This is a genomic window from Denitratisoma sp. agr-D3 (assembly GCF_054658675.1).
The window spans coordinates 246,240-262,082 of record NZ_BAAGIA010000004.1 but is presented as its reverse complement, the minus strand read 5'-3'; the positions used below and the strand labels follow the sequence as shown (position 1 = coordinate 262,082).

Annotated in this window: 16 protein-coding genes; 11 read left to right on the top strand and 5 right to left on the bottom strand. The window is 56.1% G+C overall.

What is annotated here, in order from left to right; genetic code table 11:
* Positions 1-10: 10 nt before the first annotated feature.
* The 10 genes from ACYQ2U_RS13090 to ACYQ2U_RS13045 all read left to right on the top strand — a co-directional run bounded on the left by ACYQ2U_RS13090 (position 11) and on the right by ACYQ2U_RS13045 (position 11,640).
* The gene (locus tag ACYQ2U_RS13090; RefSeq protein WP_459950822.1) at positions 11-409 is read left to right on the top strand and encodes a DUF4150 domain-containing protein; all 399 of its coding nucleotides are present in this window, start codon (positions 11-13) and stop codon (positions 407-409) included.
* The gene (locus ACYQ2U_RS13085) at positions 406-882 is read left to right on the top strand and encodes a hypothetical protein (RefSeq protein WP_459950821.1); all 477 of its coding nucleotides are present in this window, start codon (positions 406-408) and stop codon (positions 880-882) included. The genes ACYQ2U_RS13090 and ACYQ2U_RS13085 overlap by 4 nt, the downstream gene beginning before the upstream one ends.
* A gap of 15 nt (positions 883-897) precedes the next feature.
* The gene (gene tssK / locus ACYQ2U_RS13080) at positions 898-2,466 is read left to right on the top strand and encodes a type VI secretion system baseplate subunit TssK (protein WP_459950820.1); all 1,569 of its coding nucleotides are present in this window, start codon (positions 898-900) and stop codon (positions 2,464-2,466) included.
* Positions 2,459-3,229, top strand: a complete 771-nt coding sequence (locus ACYQ2U_RS13075) for a DotU family type IV/VI secretion system protein (protein ID WP_459950819.1) — start codon at positions 2,459-2,461, stop codon at positions 3,227-3,229. Before tssK ends, ACYQ2U_RS13075 begins: the two co-directional genes overlap by 8 nt.
* Before the next feature lie 10 nt (positions 3,230-3,239).
* Positions 3,240-7,256 (top strand): type VI secretion system protein, encoded by a 4,017-nt coding sequence (locus ACYQ2U_RS13070; protein WP_459950818.1) that lies wholly within the window; start codon positions 3,240-3,242, stop codon positions 7,254-7,256.
* Positions 7,257-7,261: 5 nt separating this feature from the next.
* Positions 7,262-8,422: a type VI secretion system protein TssA gene (gene tssA / locus ACYQ2U_RS13065; RefSeq protein ID WP_459950817.1), complete on the top strand. Its 1,161-nt coding sequence runs from the start codon at positions 7,262-7,264 to the stop codon at positions 8,420-8,422.
* Positions 8,423-8,440: 18 nt separating this feature from the next.
* Positions 8,441-9,148 (top strand): hypothetical protein, encoded by a 708-nt coding sequence (locus ACYQ2U_RS13060; RefSeq protein ID WP_459950816.1) that lies wholly within the window; start codon positions 8,441-8,443, stop codon positions 9,146-9,148.
* Between the two features lie 51 nt (positions 9,149-9,199).
* Positions 9,200-9,640 (top strand): hypothetical protein, encoded by a 441-nt coding sequence (locus ACYQ2U_RS13055; RefSeq protein ID WP_459950815.1) that lies wholly within the window; start codon positions 9,200-9,202, stop codon positions 9,638-9,640.
* Between the two features lie 206 nt (positions 9,641-9,846).
* On the top strand, positions 9,847-10,893 hold the full coding sequence (locus tag ACYQ2U_RS13050) for a GNAT family N-acetyltransferase (protein WP_459950814.1): 1,047 nt from the start codon (positions 9,847-9,849) through the stop codon (positions 10,891-10,893).
* A 39-nt stretch (positions 10,894-10,932) separates the two neighbouring features.
* Complete coding sequence (locus ACYQ2U_RS13045; protein ID WP_459950813.1) at positions 10,933-11,640, top strand: hypothetical protein; 708 nt, start codon at positions 10,933-10,935, stop codon at positions 11,638-11,640.
* Positions 11,641-12,459: 819 nt separating this feature from the next.
* On the opposite strand, the gene ACYQ2U_RS13040 is transcribed toward ACYQ2U_RS13045, so the two are convergent.
* Positions 12,460-12,864, bottom strand: coding sequence for a hypothetical protein (locus ACYQ2U_RS13040; RefSeq protein WP_459950812.1), 405 nt, complete (start codon positions 12,862-12,864; stop codon positions 12,460-12,462).
* 73 nt (positions 12,865-12,937) lie between these two features.
* On the opposite strand from ACYQ2U_RS13040, the gene ACYQ2U_RS13035 reads away from it, so the two are divergent.
* Positions 12,938-13,216: a DUF6150 family protein gene (locus ACYQ2U_RS13035; protein ID WP_459950811.1), complete on the top strand. Its 279-nt coding sequence runs from the start codon at positions 12,938-12,940 to the stop codon at positions 13,214-13,216.
* Between the two features lie 8 nt (positions 13,217-13,224).
* Here the strand turns inward: ACYQ2U_RS13035 and ACYQ2U_RS13030 are convergent, their stop codons facing one another.
* The 4 genes from ACYQ2U_RS13030 to ACYQ2U_RS13015 all read right to left on the bottom strand — a co-directional run bounded on the left by ACYQ2U_RS13030 (position 13,225) and on the right by ACYQ2U_RS13015 (position 15,822).
* The gene (locus ACYQ2U_RS13030; protein ID WP_459950810.1) at positions 13,225-13,812 is read right to left on the bottom strand and encodes an SPOR domain-containing protein; all 588 of its coding nucleotides are present in this window, start codon (positions 13,810-13,812) and stop codon (positions 13,225-13,227) included.
* Positions 13,813-13,938: 126 nt separating this feature from the next.
* Positions 13,939-14,637, bottom strand: a complete 699-nt coding sequence (gene dnaQ, locus ACYQ2U_RS13025; RefSeq protein WP_459950809.1) for a DNA polymerase III subunit epsilon — start codon at positions 14,635-14,637, stop codon at positions 13,939-13,941.
* Positions 14,637-15,086 (bottom strand): ribonuclease HI, encoded by a 450-nt coding sequence (rnhA, locus tag ACYQ2U_RS13020; RefSeq protein WP_459950808.1) that lies wholly within the window; start codon positions 15,084-15,086, stop codon positions 14,637-14,639. Before rnhA ends, dnaQ begins: the two co-directional genes overlap by 1 nt.
* Positions 15,079-15,822 carry a class I SAM-dependent methyltransferase gene (locus ACYQ2U_RS13015; RefSeq protein ID WP_459950807.1) on the bottom strand — a complete coding sequence of 248 codons (744 nt, stop codon included), beginning with the start codon at positions 15,820-15,822 and terminating at the stop codon, positions 15,079-15,081. The genes rnhA and ACYQ2U_RS13015 overlap by 8 nt, the downstream gene beginning before the upstream one ends.
* Positions 15,823-15,843: the final 21 nt, after the last annotated feature.

Genomic DNA, 15,843 nt, shown 5'->3' with positions numbered 1-15,843 from the left:
GGAGAGGGCAATGTTCATCAACACCAACCTCTGCGTCATGAATCTCGGCTTTCCCGATGTGTGCAAAACCATCATCGGCATCGTCATCGTTCCCCTGCCCTATCCCAATATCGCCATATCCACCACCCATATCCCCAGCCAATTCAAGGTCATCATCGGCGGCGGCCTGGGGGAAAACCTGATCACAAACGGCACCATCAGCAACGGCGACGAAGCCGGGCTGGCCATGGGCCTCATCTCCCAGATCGATGTGGGCCCGGACCGCCCCTTCCTGGGAAGTTTCAAGGTGATGATCGGCGGCATGTTCTCCACCCGCCTCACCACGATCAACGGCCAAAACGGCATGCCTTGCAATACCGTGGGTATTTCCATCACCCCCAGCCAAATACGGGTCATGGCCCTGACATGAAAATCCTCCGTTTTCTTTTCGTCTTGTTTATCGCCGTCACCCTCACGGGTTGCAGCGTGTTGAACGTACTGGACGTGATCCAGGCGCTGTATCCCAAGGCATCCCTGAAGCAGTTGCAGGTCATTGCCGATGCGGACGCCAACCAGACCACGGCCACAGCCCTGGATCTGGTGTTCGTCTACGACAAGACCGCCATTCCCCTGCTGCCGAAAAGCGGGCCGGAATGGTTTGCCAAAAAGAAAAGCATCGTGGCCAGTCAGCCGGGAAATTTCGATGTGGTCTCCCTTGAGATCCCCCCCGGCATGATTATCGATGCCCCTCTCCCGAAAAGAAGCAATCGATCCGTGGGCGCATTTATCTTCGCCAACTATTTGTCGCGGGACGGTCAATTCCCGGTGAATCTGACCACCTACACCAGTGCCGAAATCCACCTCAAGGCAATGGCCATCGATTACAAGGCAGCGACTCCTTGATCTAGCGAGCACACCATGGATATCACCAGCCCAATCTCGAATGCATTGCAATGGTCGGAAGGCATGTTGCTCTCGCCCCAGCATTTCCAGCAGAACGATATCTACTGGCATCAGCAACTCTGGCATCGCATTGCCAGCCTTCAGCCCAATTTCTGGGGGGTGATCGACTTTTCCCTGGTGCAGGTCGAGTTACAAGCCGGCACGGTAAGGGTTGAGCGCCTTCACGCCATATTCCCTGACGGATTGGCTGTGCAGTGCCCTTTGGGTTGCGATATCGCGCCTTTCAATCTGAATGATCCCCAGATCGCCTGGAACGATCAACGCCGGCTCAAGCTCCACCTCTGCGTTCCCATCCGCACCGATGCAGCGGCCAGCAGCAATAGCGACATCCGCCGATTCGACTCCTTACCGGTACATCCCACCAAGGATGAAAACACCGGGGACGGTACCGTGGAGGTGGGGCGCCTCGCCCCTCGACTGGAATTGCTGCCGGAAAGCAAGGTTTCCGGTAAATACGTGTCCTTTCCCCTGCTCGAAGTCAGCAAGGAGGCCGGGAATCGCTTCGTCCTGACCGATTTTCATCCGCCTCTGCTGCGCATTTCAGCCGCTGCCTTTTTGGAAAAGCGCGGGCTGCAAGAGTTATTGCCGCAACTTGTCCGAGCCCTGCGCGACAAGGCCAAGGAACTCATCGGCGATCGTCGTGCCGATGATGACGAAGCCCAGACCTACGCCAATCCCGAGGCGAAGTTTCAACTCCATTCTGCCCGAATGCTGACCTCGGCATTGCCCCCCTTTGAAATCCTGGTAGCAGCGGGTTGCGCCCACCCGTTTGATCTTTATCTGGCCCTCGCGCACATTGTCGGGCAAGCGGCGGCCATTACGGCAGACCCGATGCCACCACTCCTTCCCACCTATCTGCACAACGATGCCTTGCCCGCATTCCGTGCCGCGATCGATTTCCTGGAGGAAAGAATCTCGCGTTTGCAGGTGGCGACCGAATCCATCTACTTCCAGAAAAATGTCTCGGAATCCGCATTCACCTGCCAATTGCCCAACGACCTGTTGGCCGACAAACTGCTGATCGAACTCAAGCCAGGCAACGCCCAGACCAGCAAGGCACTGACCGAATGGCTCAATCAGGCGCGCATCGCCAGCGAGGAACTGATGCCCACCCTGGCGGCGCGACGTTTACCCGGCGCGCAACTCAAAGCATTGGAACCGAGCCAGGTGCGCAGCGGACAATTCAGGCCGGATGCCCTGTTGTTTGAAATCAGCAATGAGGCCATTGACCTGGAAAACCGCCGCCTCCCACTCTTTCATCGGGGAAGCAAGCTCAGAATCCAGGGGCTACACGGTGGCGATGCCCCCGCCAACATCGTGCTGCACCGGACTCGCATTCGGCAGACAGTAGCCGCCGGACAAGCAGCCCCCCTCGTGCCGCCCTTACAAGCGGTGGAACATTCGGACGGCAAGGGACTGAATAATCCCATTGCGGATGATCCATTGAGCTTCATGGCCTCGGCGGCGACCACCGAGACGGTGGATGAAATCCTCGACGAAAACCCAGGAGAGGGCCATGCCTAACGCGCTGCGGGAAGAACAGCAGCCCTGGCAGGACTATGTTCTGGTCAACTGCTTCGCCACCTATTACGCCGAGGTAGCACGGGTCAAGGAGGCGATCGCCAACGCCGCCCTCCCCACCTATCTGGCGCGGGATGGCCATCTACGGCCCAACGATATTGTGGAAACCGCCGCCATGCTGAGCAGCCGGCTGCGCGAAAAACTCGACGCCCAAACGCGGGAGTTGCGAGATGGCGGTACGGAACGTCTGAGTCGCGCCCATCGTCTGGCCCGCTACGTCATGGTGGCCCTCACCGACGAATTGCTGATCCTGGGCCAGAACTGGGAAGGAAAAGACATCTGGCTCGACTTTCTGCTGGAAGGAAAACTGTTCGGCACCTGCTCGGCCGGTCGGGACTTCTTCCTTCACGCCGAACGCCTGATGGAATCACGTGTTCGAGACACCATCTATGCGGATCTTGCCAGCGTTTTCCTGATCGCTTTGCAATTAGGCTTTCAAGGACGATATCGCGGTCCTCATGGTGCGGCAAGCCTGCTGGCACTTCGTCAGCGCTTGCTGCGATTTATCGTGTCCTGCCGTCCCGCACAGACAGATGAAATAAGCCACTTGTTTCCTCAGACCTACGTTCGACCCTTGAGCGCAGAGGAACCATCACGGCTGGCCCCGATGAAGAACTGGTATCGCTATAGCGCCATCGCCCTGGGGACTTACCTGATCGTTTCCACCGGGGTGTGGATGACGGCCGTTGCCCCGCTCACTCGATGATGTTGCCGCCATGACCGCGCCCGCCCTTTCCAGCCTGACTGCCGCTGACCCATCCTCGCCTCTGGGGATGGGATCGGCCTTGCTGGAAACGGTCGTCAACGGGACTTCGTCTTTTTACCTCAGCACCCTCCTCGGTGGTTCCTCCCTAGTCTTGCTGGTGTTGATGATCCTGCGGGCCAAGAAGCCCTTGCAACTGCCACCGTTGCAATCCGTGCCGGGAATCTTGGCCAGACTGCGTCAGGCCACCAATCAGATCCGCAGCAACAAGGGACTCGACCAACTCAGTCGGGTTCTGGCCGCGCTCCGCTTTCTCAGTACCCGGCGGGAATGGCGCTATGCCACCCCCTGGGTGCTCATGCTCGGGGAGAAAAGTGCCGGCAAGAGTAGTATTGCCGCGTCCCTCAAGAGCGGGAGGCGGACCACGCTCCTGCTGAGGGAAAAGCGGCTCACCCTGGAGGGAAGCGATTGGCACTTCTATAACCAGGGCATTCTCATCGACCCCATCGGCGATCTTCCTGCCGCAGCGGCTGAAAGCACCGACGGCAAGGCGTGGCGTTCCCTGCTGGACGCCCTGGAGGCCCAACGGCCGGAGCGGCCTCTCGATGCCATCGTCCTGGTTGTTTCCGCGCGGAGTCTGCTTCAAGGGGATTACGACACCCGCCAACAACTGGCGGTTCAGTGCTATGAACAATTGTTCACGCTGCAAAAGCGCTTTGAATTTGCCTATCCAGTGTATGTCGCCATCACCCAGTGCGATGCCATCAAAGGATTTCCGGAGTTCTGGCAAGCCCAGGAACCGGGCTGGCAAAGCGGCATGTGGGGTTGGTCAAACCCGGCGCTACAAGAAGAACGCGCCATGACCGACTGCGTCGCCGGTGCATGGGACTTGCTGGCCGACGACCTGAGACGACTCCAGATCGAAGCCGCCGCCAGTGACAGGAACATCATCGACAGCGATGGTTTCTTTCTTTTTCCAGAACACTTCGCCGAGCTCCAGGCGCCATTGACCAGTTTTCTCGATGTGGTGTTCCGCCCCAGTGTCTACCACGCGAGCTTTTATCTGCGGGGTATCTATTGCACCGGCAGCGAAAATGCCCGGGGCGATTGCCAGGATGGCGCCAGGGTGGACATCGCCTGCGTGGACGACCTGTTCGACCAACGGGTTTTCCAGGAAAAGAACCTTGCCCACCCAGTACGGGAAAGCATCTGGTCCCGCAACCGACTGTTGCGCCGCTTGCAAATCGCCATTCTTGGTTCCTTCGCCGCTTTGGCCATGACCCTGGCCAGCGCCACCTATCAGCTCGACCAAAAAAGCCAGGCCCTGACATCGGCGCTGGTCACCATCAAGCGCCACACGGGGGGGGCCAACACCTGCTACGACAAAGCGACGGTGTTCAAACTGCTGGACGACATCAGCAATGCGGACACCGACATGAACTACCTCCTCATTCCTGCCTCATGGTTCGACTCCAGAATCGAGGAGCACAGCGCGAAACAAATCTCGGAAAGCGCTTTCAAGCTGGTCATCATGCCCAGCATCCAGTGTCACCTTGAACAAAGGGCACAAGCCCTCCTCGCCAGTGCACCGGCGGCCACGGCCCCCCTGGTGTTCAATCATGAAATCGTGTCAAGCGCCCGCGCATCCCTGGAAAACTATGTCAATGAAGCCGCCGCTTTTGAAAAGCAGCGGCGGGACTTCGAGGTTCTTTCCAAGCCGGCGACCGCCAACCACCAGCGGGAACAACTGGAATTACTCAATAGCCTGATGCGCTATGTCTATGGCGAAGGGGTTCCCCTGCGCCAAAAGGATGATGCCGCCACCTACGCCCAGGCCATGACGCAGTTGGAGTATCCCCATCGACTGGCGATCGACAAAGACGAGGCGGAATTCAAGGCCGCCGTCGCCGCCAGGATTGACGACCTGACCACCCAATTGTTCAAGAGCACGGTGCGGGCCATGGATCTGGGAAAAACTCTGGTGCAACGCGTCAGGGACGAGCAAACCCCCATCCTCCAAACCATCGGCGAGTTCGACCGCTGGATTAACTGGACAAGTCAGAATTGGCTGGCCTCGAGTCGGGAACAAAATCCCTGCCGAACATTCAGCGACGCCATCACGCCGCAACTCAAAACCCTCTTGAATTTCGACTACCCAGCAAAGATTCTGGCCACGATTAATCGCTTCTCCACCGCGTCCTGCTACGTCCCGGCCATGGCCAAGCTCACTGCTCTAGAGCTTCCTCCCTATGGCAACCTGTTTGAAAAGCGCGGTGGGATTTATGTCCTGTCGGCGCCAATCGACGCGGAGCTCCAAGGCATGAGGCAATTGATCGCCCAGGACTTCATGCAGATTCAATCTCAGGATGGCTTCACCTGCCTTTCCGACAGCGCGGGTTGGCGACCCCAGTCTTTGGACGAGGCTAATCGCTACATTCTCGACTATCAGAATTTCGCACGAATGCAGGGCGCTGAGGCGGCCGCTGCCGGTGGCCGGCGCCTCATTTACGACCGCTTGGCGAGAAAACATCTGCAAACTGTCCTGGACCGCATTCTTTCCCAAGGACAAATACCAACGCCCCTTTCCAGTGCGCTCGGTACCAATCGAACCGATGCTCTTTCCACAGGTGATCAGGAACTATCCCGTCGCAGCACCGACTTTGCCAAGGTCGTGGACTCCCTGATCCGCGTTCTCGATCTTTATCGACAATTGGGCTTCAAGGATAGCGCCAACAGCATCAATCAATGCGTACGCAATTTCTCTGCCCGCATGCTGCTCAGTGCCGACTCCCTGGCCGAGGCAAGCCGCCTCTATCAGCCCAATGGTGAAAAGGACGGAAATGGTTTCATCTACGACCTGGGCAGTAGCGCAGAGGCCAAGGATTACCTTGCACGGCAGTTGCAACGGAGCATGGTGCTCGCCAATTACGCCGCCCCCTTTGTCGCCTTTCTCAAAAATGGCGAGGCGGTGGACGACTCGAAACAGGCCAATAAACAAAGCATGGCTTATTGGGACAGCACCCTCAGTGAGCTGCGTCGCTACGTCCAGTTCAAGGAGCCCAATGGTCAGGTGGCCTACCTGGAAAACTACTTTCTCAAACAACTGACCAGCCTGCGCTTCGACAACTGCGGCAAAGCCCTGGTCGGCTATCAAGCGGAAGCGGGCGGCAACGATTTCTTTTCCGACCGCCGCCGGGTTTTGCAAAAAGATACGGACTGGCGCTGCAATAACCGCCGGGAGGCGGATGCCTATAGCCTTTATCGCACACTGGCTACCCGCTTCAACCGAGAGCTTTCTGGACGCTTCCCCTTTGGCCCCTTGAGCGGACAGGATGCGTCGCCGGCTATGGTGAAGAACTTCTTCACCGACTATGACAATCAACGCGACACCCTGCATGATGCCGTCGCCAATTTGAGCGGTAAGCACGATAGCCACTGGCAGGAGGTGCGCCAGTTTCTGGCCAGCTTGGACAAGTCTTCCGGGTTCTTTCGTAGCTATCTCACCTCCGGCGAGGCTGCCATGCCTTTGCGCGCCAACATCAGTTTCCGCGCGCAGCCCGGACTGTCCGCCGGTAGCGAGCAGATTGTCGCCTGGCGGCTATCCTCGGGAACCAACTTGGCGAGCTACCCCAATGGTGCCACCACCCTTGATTGGACGCCCGGTGAGATCGTGCTGCTCGAACTGCAATGGGCCGAGCAATCGCGCTTTCGTCCCGTTGGCGACCCCCAACAAAACGACATGCAGGTGGAGGGCAATGTGGCCTCCTTCATCGGCATGGGCGACTGGGCATTGTTGCGTTTGGTCTCCCGCCATCGCAGCCGCCAAGATGAAGGAAGTTTGGATGGCAATCGACTGGGGATCGAATTCAATATTCCAGTCAGCAGCCAAAAAGTCGGCCCCGCACCCGGCCAAACCTCTAATGCCAAGACTTATTTGACGCTATCGCTGGCAGGGGTTGATGCCAAAACTCAGGCGGCGGTTCCGGTAAAACTTCCGACTTTTCCCAACAAGGCTCCCTTGCTTTGGTGACCGCCATGCGTACCGAACTGACCAAGAAAGCCCAAAGCTACTTTGAAAGCCATCTCGGCATTCCCTGGGACACGCTGCTCACGCCCATTGCCCCCGACCAACCCACCGGCAAATCGGTGCGGGGCAACGGTGTCTATAGCGCCATCAAGGAGGCGCGACGCGAAGATGACCCTACCCTGCCCCAAGGCGCCTGGACCTACGAACTTAAGCGCGCGGATTGGCGCAAGGTCAGCGACATCGCCGCCCATGCCATCGCCAGCAAAAGCAAGGATCTTCAACTGGCGGCCTGGCTGCTGGAAGCACAGATCAATCTGTCGGGCTTCGATGGCATCGCCTCCTGCATCATGCTCATGGATGAGCTATGCACCACCTATTGGCAGGAGCTGCACCCCCAGATTGAAGACGGCGACATTGAATACCGGGCCAACATCCTCCACTGGGCCAATGAGAAGCTGCTGCCCGCCATCCGCCAAATTCCCATCACGGCCAGCGGTCGGGGGCAGGAGTACCACTGGGCGGATTGGGAACAGGCCAAGCGCAACGAACAAATCAAAGCCGCCAGCGGCAACCGGTCCGACCTGCAATTGGAAGGGCCAACCCCCAATGAGTTCGCCACGGCCATGGCGGGTACCGCCACGGAAGCCCATCTAAGCCTCTACAGATTGCTGGCGGATGCCCTGGAGAGCATCGATACCCTGACCCATACCCTGGACAAACTCTGGGGTGATGACGAAGAAAAGAATGCCCCCAGCCTCAATGCCCTGGCCGGTCTCTTGGAACAAATCCAGGCACTGGTGGCGGCAGAACTCTATAAGCGCGGTGTACGCCTTTCCGCCACCACGGAGAAACCAGGCAAAACCGATGATCACGACGGTGATGGCGGCGGCACGGGAGGTGGTGGTGGCACCGGTGGAGATGACAGCGACGGCAGTGGTGACGGTCGAGGCCCTATCCGCAATCGCGCGGACGCGTATGCCCGGTTGGCTGAGGCCGCTGACTACCTGATGCGACTGGAACCCCATAGCCCTGCGCCATATCTGGTGCAACGAGCTGTGGAATGGGGAAATCTGAATACTGCCGAGCTATACCACGAGGTGTTCGTGAAGTTCGGAGGGCAGTTAAGCATTTTCGAATTGTTAGGGATTGCACAAGGAAACTCTGAATGACAAGACGGGAGAATAACTATGTTTAGACGTCTCGCTCCAGTAGTTGGTGAAGGATTCACGCTGCTAGCCAGCCACTCTCAACCAATCAAAGCCGATCGACTGGCAATGCAGCAGTCTCTTCAACCAAAACAGTTTGTCCAATTCGATGCAACGACCGAATTATTACGAGCACAAAAAGTCAATTCCCCGAAGCTAGCGGAGCTAGATCAAGGATTGCTACTCGCACAGCAGACCCGGTTCCAGAGCACTGTCGAAAAGGCTGCCAAGATCTATGAGCGCGCCTTCCCTGAAGGACATGTGGCACCGGAACACTCTCCGTTAAACATCGCCCAAACGATGCTTGCGAATAGTTTCAAGCCATTGATGGTGAGATACGACTCTTCCCAAGCTCCCCACTACAACCCAAAGACAAATTCAGTTTCAGTAATGATGAAGGATCAGGCAGATCCCTTGGCACACGAGTTCCAGCATGCATATGACCATTTATCTGGTCTGCTAGACCTTACCAATAACACGCATACGCTCTATTCGGAGAAGCGCGCATTCGAGTCTCAAGGAATCGTGTCCCGACAACTTTACGGGAAGGATCCAGAGAACTGGGAAAAAAGAACCGCTCAACAGATGGCTCAAAGTTATGAAGGAAAAACTGAAAAGGGATATGTGGGGACCCTCCAGTCTTCTGAAGAGGCGGTCCATAACTGGCAGAAAAAAACTGGCGGCTACTGAAATATTCGACGAAGGAATATGACTGAATCAACCACGACATAAGGAGTCATTATGAGCAATACTGGAAGAAACTATCTGCTTGATACATCTTTGCGAGTAAAAACCGCTGAAGCCCATGGCTCTCCCAAAACCGGACTCTCAGAAGATGCCAGTCGCAAACACATCGCCACTTTTTCGCGTCCAGAAATTGATGGACTTCCGGTACAGGGGCCACTTGAATTAAGCACTTACCAGCACATGGCTCAGGACGTGCATGCCAATCGGGCTCTTAGTGGTCAAAAAACTCCCGATGTGAATACTGTCGCCCTCTTTCAACGAGAGGCGCTTCCCTCTCCGACACTGGGAGGAAGTCGCAATCAATTTCATGAGATGGATGTTTCCTCAGCAGTCGTCATGCAGAGTACCAAGAGCACAAATACGGTGGCACAACAAACGGGAAGCAAAATGATTTTTGAAAATAAAAATAACGACCACTTGCATGGTGTCGAATAAATATTTTTCTTTATGAACCTGCTAGGTTTTCCCGGAAATAAGGAGTTAATGGTGCCTCCACATTCGAAGCAAAGTCCGGCTCACCAGTATTATTTTGAGAAACTGTCTACATGATTACGAGGTCACCTGTCGTAAGGTGTGTCCCACACATCTCATTGGAAACTTATCCATTTGACGAAACGACGATGCATAAGCAGGAGCACGTTGTGACCGCTACGAAAAGTCCATTGCAGGTTATGTGGCACCAAATTTCTGGAAATAAGCGTACTGTCGAGAGCTATCCATCATTAATTTCTGACGTCAATCGTTACGCAGAGTGGCTGGATCCAGCGGACCGGTATTCATGGCTGGAGTTTCTGCACTCCCTGTATCGTCAACACCGCTGGAATTTATCTACTGATCACCTGCTTCAACTATTTGATATTGGTGATCGTTGGAGTGATCGGGCATTCGTTTGCTATGTGGGAAAAGTTCTTTTGCAGAAAAATTCTCTTGATATAGATAGGACGCTACTTTTACTGGACTCGCTAAAGCACATGGGGGAGATGGAGTACGCAATCAACCTAAGCATTGCCTGTCAATTGGCCAAACCAAGAAACCTAGTTTTTGTTTCTATCTACCGTAGTCTTCTCGCTTGGAATGACTCCCGTTGCCAGCTAGGTTTGGATGCCAAAGGAATACTTGGCGATGATGACTTGCAGTTGGAACCTATGGGGCACCATCACATTAGAGATTTTGCTTGGCAATACTATGATCCTGCTATCGCCGAGCGCTGCTGCCTGCCAAAATTCCGTAGCGATAATGAGTGGCACGAGTGGCTGGATGATACCTATCGCTATGGTGATCAAGGAATTTATGCCGTCATCCATCGTGAATGGGGTTTCATCGGAAATGTCAGCCTGATTCAACATGCTGGCATAGGTTTTTTCAGCTATTGGCTGGGACGGGATTTCCAGGGAAAAGGCTTTGGCCCACGCGCAGTTGCCTTGATGCTGTCCTTTGCCTCTGAACGTTACGGGCTCCACACCTGTTATGCCAAGGTCTTCGATGTCAACATACCCTCCCGTCGTGCTTTGGAAAAACTGGGCTTCGAAGACATTCAGGTATCTGCCGTCTCCCCCGACGACAACGAAATGTTTTATCGGCGTGGCCCATCAGCAGACCGAGATTTGATAGCTGAAGAGCTTCACTGGTTAATGGCCGCCATGAATGCAAGTACTCGACCTGCGATTCTTGTGCGGACAAAGGGATAAGCCCAAGGCCTGCTCATGCCGCCCTATCGTGACGACGACATGGTCGACATCGAAAATGAGCAGATTGCTTATAAGAATAAGCTCGCGCTGAAAAAGTACGGGGGAGTCATTCCAGCGGGCGGTGTTCCCATCCCAAATTCTCGACTGCAATTGGGTCCTTCCGGTCCCAGAGCATCCCAAGAGGATCATTTTTCTTTCAAGGGATTCACCGAGTCAAACGACAAACGCCACCAAACCTTTTCCGCCTTCAATCAGAATGAAAAGGGCAGCCAATTTGCCTTTGGCAGCAAAACCCTAGGCAAGGACGGCAACATCAAGCAGGGATTTGGTTTTATGGCGAGCCAGGATGAACACGGATCAAGCTTCAAGATGACCAGTTTTGGCAAGGGCCATCAGTTTTCAATGGATATCACAAGTTCGGGAGGACATTCGGGATTCGCCATGGAGATGCAGAATGGCAAGGGCGGCTTTTCTATGAACCTGGGCTTTCAAGGCAAACAAGGGCCGGGACTAGCCTTGCAGTCGGGAAAGAACGGATTGTCGATGATGCTCGACTTGACTGGGGGGAAAGGCAACAAGGGCATGCCTGGGGGGGGCATGAATATGAGCATCAATATGGGGGGCAAAGGCGGCATCGGCATGAACCTGAAAATGGGCGGTGGCAATGTGAGCATTGGCATGGGGAAAGGAGGGCTTTCGCTCAGCATCGGCAGTGGCTCGTCTGGGCCCAAAACCTCGGGGAAGTAAGCTAACCGCTCTTGAACTACCGCTAACAAAATAGGAGATCAATCTCATGGCCTATGTCGGTCCCGGGCATTCAGTTGAAGTTAGAACTCAGAACACCCAAGGTTATCGTGGTGAGACGGTAATAGCAGAGCGTGCGCATGTCGCAAGGGCGAGCGCCCAGGGACGTGCGGTGGTAAGTTCCATTCAGGAGTCGGGACAAGCCCCAGCCAGTTGGCCATGGGCGCCCGTACCGGGAGAACCTAATTTGCAACAAGCAACAATTCCCGCCAGCCGAAGGCAAGGCACTGTCTACGCAGTCCATCAAACACCTGACCCTGGCCCTAGTGGTGCCATCCCGACCCGGAACAGTCAACTGATGTTGTCGTCTATGCCTTTCACGGGGAATCCATTTGAAGTCCGCAGCCCGGCCGTACCGGCCACACAACGGGCAGCCGTTGGCTTTCGAACTGACCATGGAACCTTTGCATCGCAGCATGCGGTGTCAAGTGCACCGGCCCTCTCCGCAACACAGACCAGCGACCATTGGACACAATTGAGTGCGCGGACACCACCCGGCCAATTGATCAACCTCGCCGGTGATTTCAATCACAGCGCGACAAGAAGTGCTACCGCCGCTGCTGCGATCGCAGCAGCAGGGATTGCACCAACGCCCCATGTACGCAGATCGTCGGACGCGACCCATCAAAGCGGCCATTCACTGGATGGCTTCTGGACCAGCTCACCTGCTGCCGGCGTTGCACAAACGACCCATGGCATGACTGGAGATCATTGGGGTCAGCAATTGATGGACACAACCACCTGACGAACCCAGGCTTGTCACTATTTACCTCCGGTTGCGTGGGAAGAAAATCTTGTATCCACCGCCATTGGCTGCCGCTCCGTGCCGAGATGAGACCGATCCAACATTCCTGCTTGATTGCCAATCAGTCGCGAAGATGTCATCCCGCCTTGTCCCGTGGCGAGCTGCGCTCTCAGAGTAGAGGATACCTGCCAGAAAAGAATCGCTTGGCAGCGTTGAGCAAGGGGCATATCAATGGTGTCTAGGCACTCCTCCCGGGGCGATCCAGCGTCAATGCCCCACTGGGCGAGAATCCGGCTGCGCCGGTCGCTCTCTTCGGGGTAGGCTACGCCCAGTTGCAGCAAATTCTGGCCGTTTTGCCGGATTACGCTGACCATATGCTGGTCGTCGCGCAAACCCAAGTGAAATGGCAGGGAGTTGTCCATGCGGGATGATCCGATGAAGATGTGGGTTAATTTTTACCCATTCGCCATAACATGGCAAGCATGAAGGAAAAGCATGGCGCGTATTTACCAAACCACGCTGATGGGAGAAGCCCATATCCGCGTTGCCCTAGTGCAGGATCAGGGCCGCGCCGATTTGCTGGTGCGCAGGGTGGAAAGCTGGGGACTGGCCAGGGGCGATGCTTTATGGTTCATCACTCGCGACAAACAAGATGCCACGGCCTGGGTCTACTTCGGTGAAGAAGGGTTTGCCGATGTCCTGGTCTGCTTTGTGGACGGATATGGAGAAGTCGGCTGGCAACGACCCCATCGATACCAAAGTCGATTTGGTTAAGTCTACAGTTATTTTGGGGGAGATAGCGCCGCTGTCGATGCAGGCACTGAAGGAGCGGTGATTGCTGTCGCCGATGTCGGGGCAACCGCAACTCCCGACGCAGCCGGCAAGAGGATCACCGGCATTTCCTCGAGTGCGCTGATCTCCCTGGCGATAGCTATTCGTGCAGTCCGGGCCTCCTCGGGCTGGGCATAGTTACCTACGGCAACTATCCACCAAGTCTGACCACTGCGATCCACCGCAGCGATTTTATTTGCAACCACGCCAGCAGATTGGGCTCGCTTGAGTAGGACATCGGCGGACTCAGTGCTGCCAAACTGGCCAATTTGTAAGGCGTATTGGCCTTGCGGTGGGAGCGGTGTTGGCAACAGTAAGGACTCGGCAGGAACAGGGGGGGCTGTTGGTGCCTTTTTTTCCTCATTTGTGGGTTTGGTATCCGAGTTTCCGGCAGTGGATACAAAAGGCAAAGCCGCCATGGCCTTATGGGCAACATTCGCCGTCGGTGTTTTGACCGATTCGGGGGCCAAAACGCCGGCGGTGAAAAGGAGGCCGCCAAAGATGAGAAGCATGAGAACAAAAAAAATCTTTGAGAGCATAAGGCGACACCCACTCAGTGATCAGTCGATGATGTTTTTCACTTACGCAAAAAACCGTTTCAGAATAAGCTGATGTTCGCCATTCCCATTAATGGCTTTGCACTACCGATAGGCTATCGTCGCTTTCTAGGAGTTCAACCATAAGCAATTACCCTTACCGTCCTTTGTGATTTCCTGCAAAACCCGCTCATGATCCGCCAACTCGGCTTCCGTGGCACGAATGACAGGGGATGGTTTCCGGTGGGAACTGACCGTGACGTTGATCTCGACTTGGGGGGATTCCAATTCCATGACCAGGCTTTCCTGTCCACGGGTCATGGCGAGATAGACTTCGGCGAGGAGTTCCGCATCCAGCAAGGCGCCGTGCAGTTGGCGGCCGGAGTTATCAATGCCGTACTCGTTACACAGCGCATCCAGGTTGTTGCGCTTGCCGGGGCGCAGTTCACGGGCCATTCTCAGGGTGTCCACCACTCCGGCGCAGAGCTGGGCGATGGGCTCCCTATCCAATAGGCTGAATTCGTAATTCAGGAAGCCGACGTCGAAGTTGGCGTTATGAATCACCAGTTCGGCGTCCTGGATGAAGTCCGCCAGCTCATCCATGATGTCGGCGAACTTGGGTTTGTCCGCCAGGAATTCGCTGCTGATGCCGTGGACCGCCTGGGCGCCTGCGTCGATTTCCCGTTCGGGATTGACGTAGCGGTGAAAATGGCGGCCGGTGAGTTTTCTATCCACCAGTTCCACGCCGGCCACTTCGATGATGCGGTCGCCAAGACGCCATTCAAGGCCCGTGGTTTCCGTATCCAGAACAATCTGTCGCAAGGCCATCAGCGCCCTCCTCTCGCCTTATCCACACCGCGCCGCGCCAAGGCATCGGCACGCTCGTTTTCCGGGTGGCCGTTATGGCCGCGCACCCAAAGCCATTCCAGATGATGTTTCCCCGCCTCGGCATCCAAGGCTTGCCAGAGATCCACGTTCTTTACCGGTTTTTTATCGGCCGTTTGCCAACCGCGCTTTTTCCAGCCGACGATCCACTCGCTAATGCCTTTTTGCACATATTGGGAATCGGTGTGCACCCGTGCCTTCACCGGCCGCTTCAAGGCCCGCAAGGCCTCGATAACCGCCAGGAGCTCCATGCGGTTGTTGGTGGTTTCAAGTTCACCGCCGTACAGTTCTTTTTCATGCTGGCCGAGGCGCAGGATGGCGCCCCAGCCGCCGGGGCCGGGATTGCCGCTGCATGCGCCGTCGGTATAAATGTCGATGCTTTCTTCAGTCATGGGACAGTGGATTGGTTTTTTGGGCCACGCTGACCAAGGCCTTGGCGCGGGCCAGGCGGTCGCGCCATTGGGGCATGATCAGCCGCATGCCGTGCTGACGCTTGATGGCCTGCATGATATAGACGGCACCGGCGTAGGGCCACCAGCGATCGCCGGCGGATTCCATGAAACGGAAGCGGTGCAGCCAGTGGGGTTGCTCTAAAGGCGGGGCATAACAGCCGAAGGCACCGGCCCGGGTTTCAAAGCCCAGCAGGGCGAACCAGTCTTTCAATCTCGGCACGCTGATATAACGGCCCGCCCAGGGCGCCGGTTGGGGTTGGCGCTTGAAAGCGCGGCGCACACCCCACAGGCTGAAGGGGTTGAAACAGGTAATGACCACTTGTCCTTCCGGTACCAGGATTCTTTCCACCTCCCGCAGGATCTGATGGGGATTGGGGTCGAATTCCAGGGCATGGGGCAAGACCACCAGATCGACGCTGTTGGTGGCAAAAGGCAGATGATGAAAATCGGCCCGGACCTCCTCCGCTGGCGTCGCGAGGGCATAGTCGCTATTGCCGCAGCGGAAGCGAAAGGGCATGCGGTTGCCGTGCAGGTAGTCGATTTCCGGCAGGCCGATTTGTACCGCATTGAAGCCAAACACATCCGCCAAGAGCTGCTCGTGGCGCTGTAGCTCCCAGTGCAGCACGTACTGCCCCTGGGGCGTCGTCAACCAGTCGCGAAAACCTTCAATGGGCATGGAACGTCAACAAGTCTGCAA

Coding starts and splice junctions, on each gene's coding strand:
- tssA (WP_459950817.1), top strand. CDS start 7,262: ATGCGTACCGAACTGACCAAGAAAGCCCAAAGCTACTTTGAAAGCCAT.
- ACYQ2U_RS13040 (WP_459950812.1), bottom strand. CDS start 12,864: ATGGACAACTCCCTGCCATTTCACTTGGGTTTGCGCGACGACCAGCAT.
- ACYQ2U_RS13060 (WP_459950816.1), top strand. CDS start 8,441: ATGTTTAGACGTCTCGCTCCAGTAGTTGGTGAAGGATTCACGCTGCTA.
- ACYQ2U_RS13030 (WP_459950810.1), bottom strand. CDS start 13,812: ATGCTCTCAAAGATTTTTTTTGTTCTCATGCTTCTCATCTTTGGCGGC.
- ACYQ2U_RS13070 (WP_459950818.1), top strand. CDS start 3,240: ATGACCGCGCCCGCCCTTTCCAGCCTGACTGCCGCTGACCCATCCTCG.
- rnhA (WP_459950808.1), bottom strand. CDS start 15,086: ATGACTGAAGAAAGCATCGACATTTATACCGACGGCGCATGCAGCGGC.
- tssK (WP_459950820.1), top strand. CDS start 898: ATGGATATCACCAGCCCAATCTCGAATGCATTGCAATGGTCGGAAGGC.
- ACYQ2U_RS13055 (WP_459950815.1), top strand. CDS start 9,200: ATGAGCAATACTGGAAGAAACTATCTGCTTGATACATCTTTGCGAGTA.
- ACYQ2U_RS13035 (WP_459950811.1), top strand. CDS start 12,938: ATGGCGCGTATTTACCAAACCACGCTGATGGGAGAAGCCCATATCCGC.
- ACYQ2U_RS13090 (WP_459950822.1), top strand. CDS start 11: ATGTTCATCAACACCAACCTCTGCGTCATGAATCTCGGCTTTCCCGAT.
- ACYQ2U_RS13085 (WP_459950821.1), top strand. CDS start 406: ATGAAAATCCTCCGTTTTCTTTTCGTCTTGTTTATCGCCGTCACCCTC.
- ACYQ2U_RS13075 (WP_459950819.1), top strand. CDS start 2,459: ATGCCTAACGCGCTGCGGGAAGAACAGCAGCCCTGGCAGGACTATGTT.
- dnaQ (WP_459950809.1), bottom strand. CDS start 14,637: ATGGCCTTGCGACAGATTGTTCTGGATACGGAAACCACGGGCCTTGAA.
- ACYQ2U_RS13015 (WP_459950807.1), bottom strand. CDS start 15,822: ATGCCCATTGAAGGTTTTCGCGACTGGTTGACGACGCCCCAGGGGCAG.
- ACYQ2U_RS13045 (WP_459950813.1), top strand. CDS start 10,933: ATGGTCGACATCGAAAATGAGCAGATTGCTTATAAGAATAAGCTCGCG.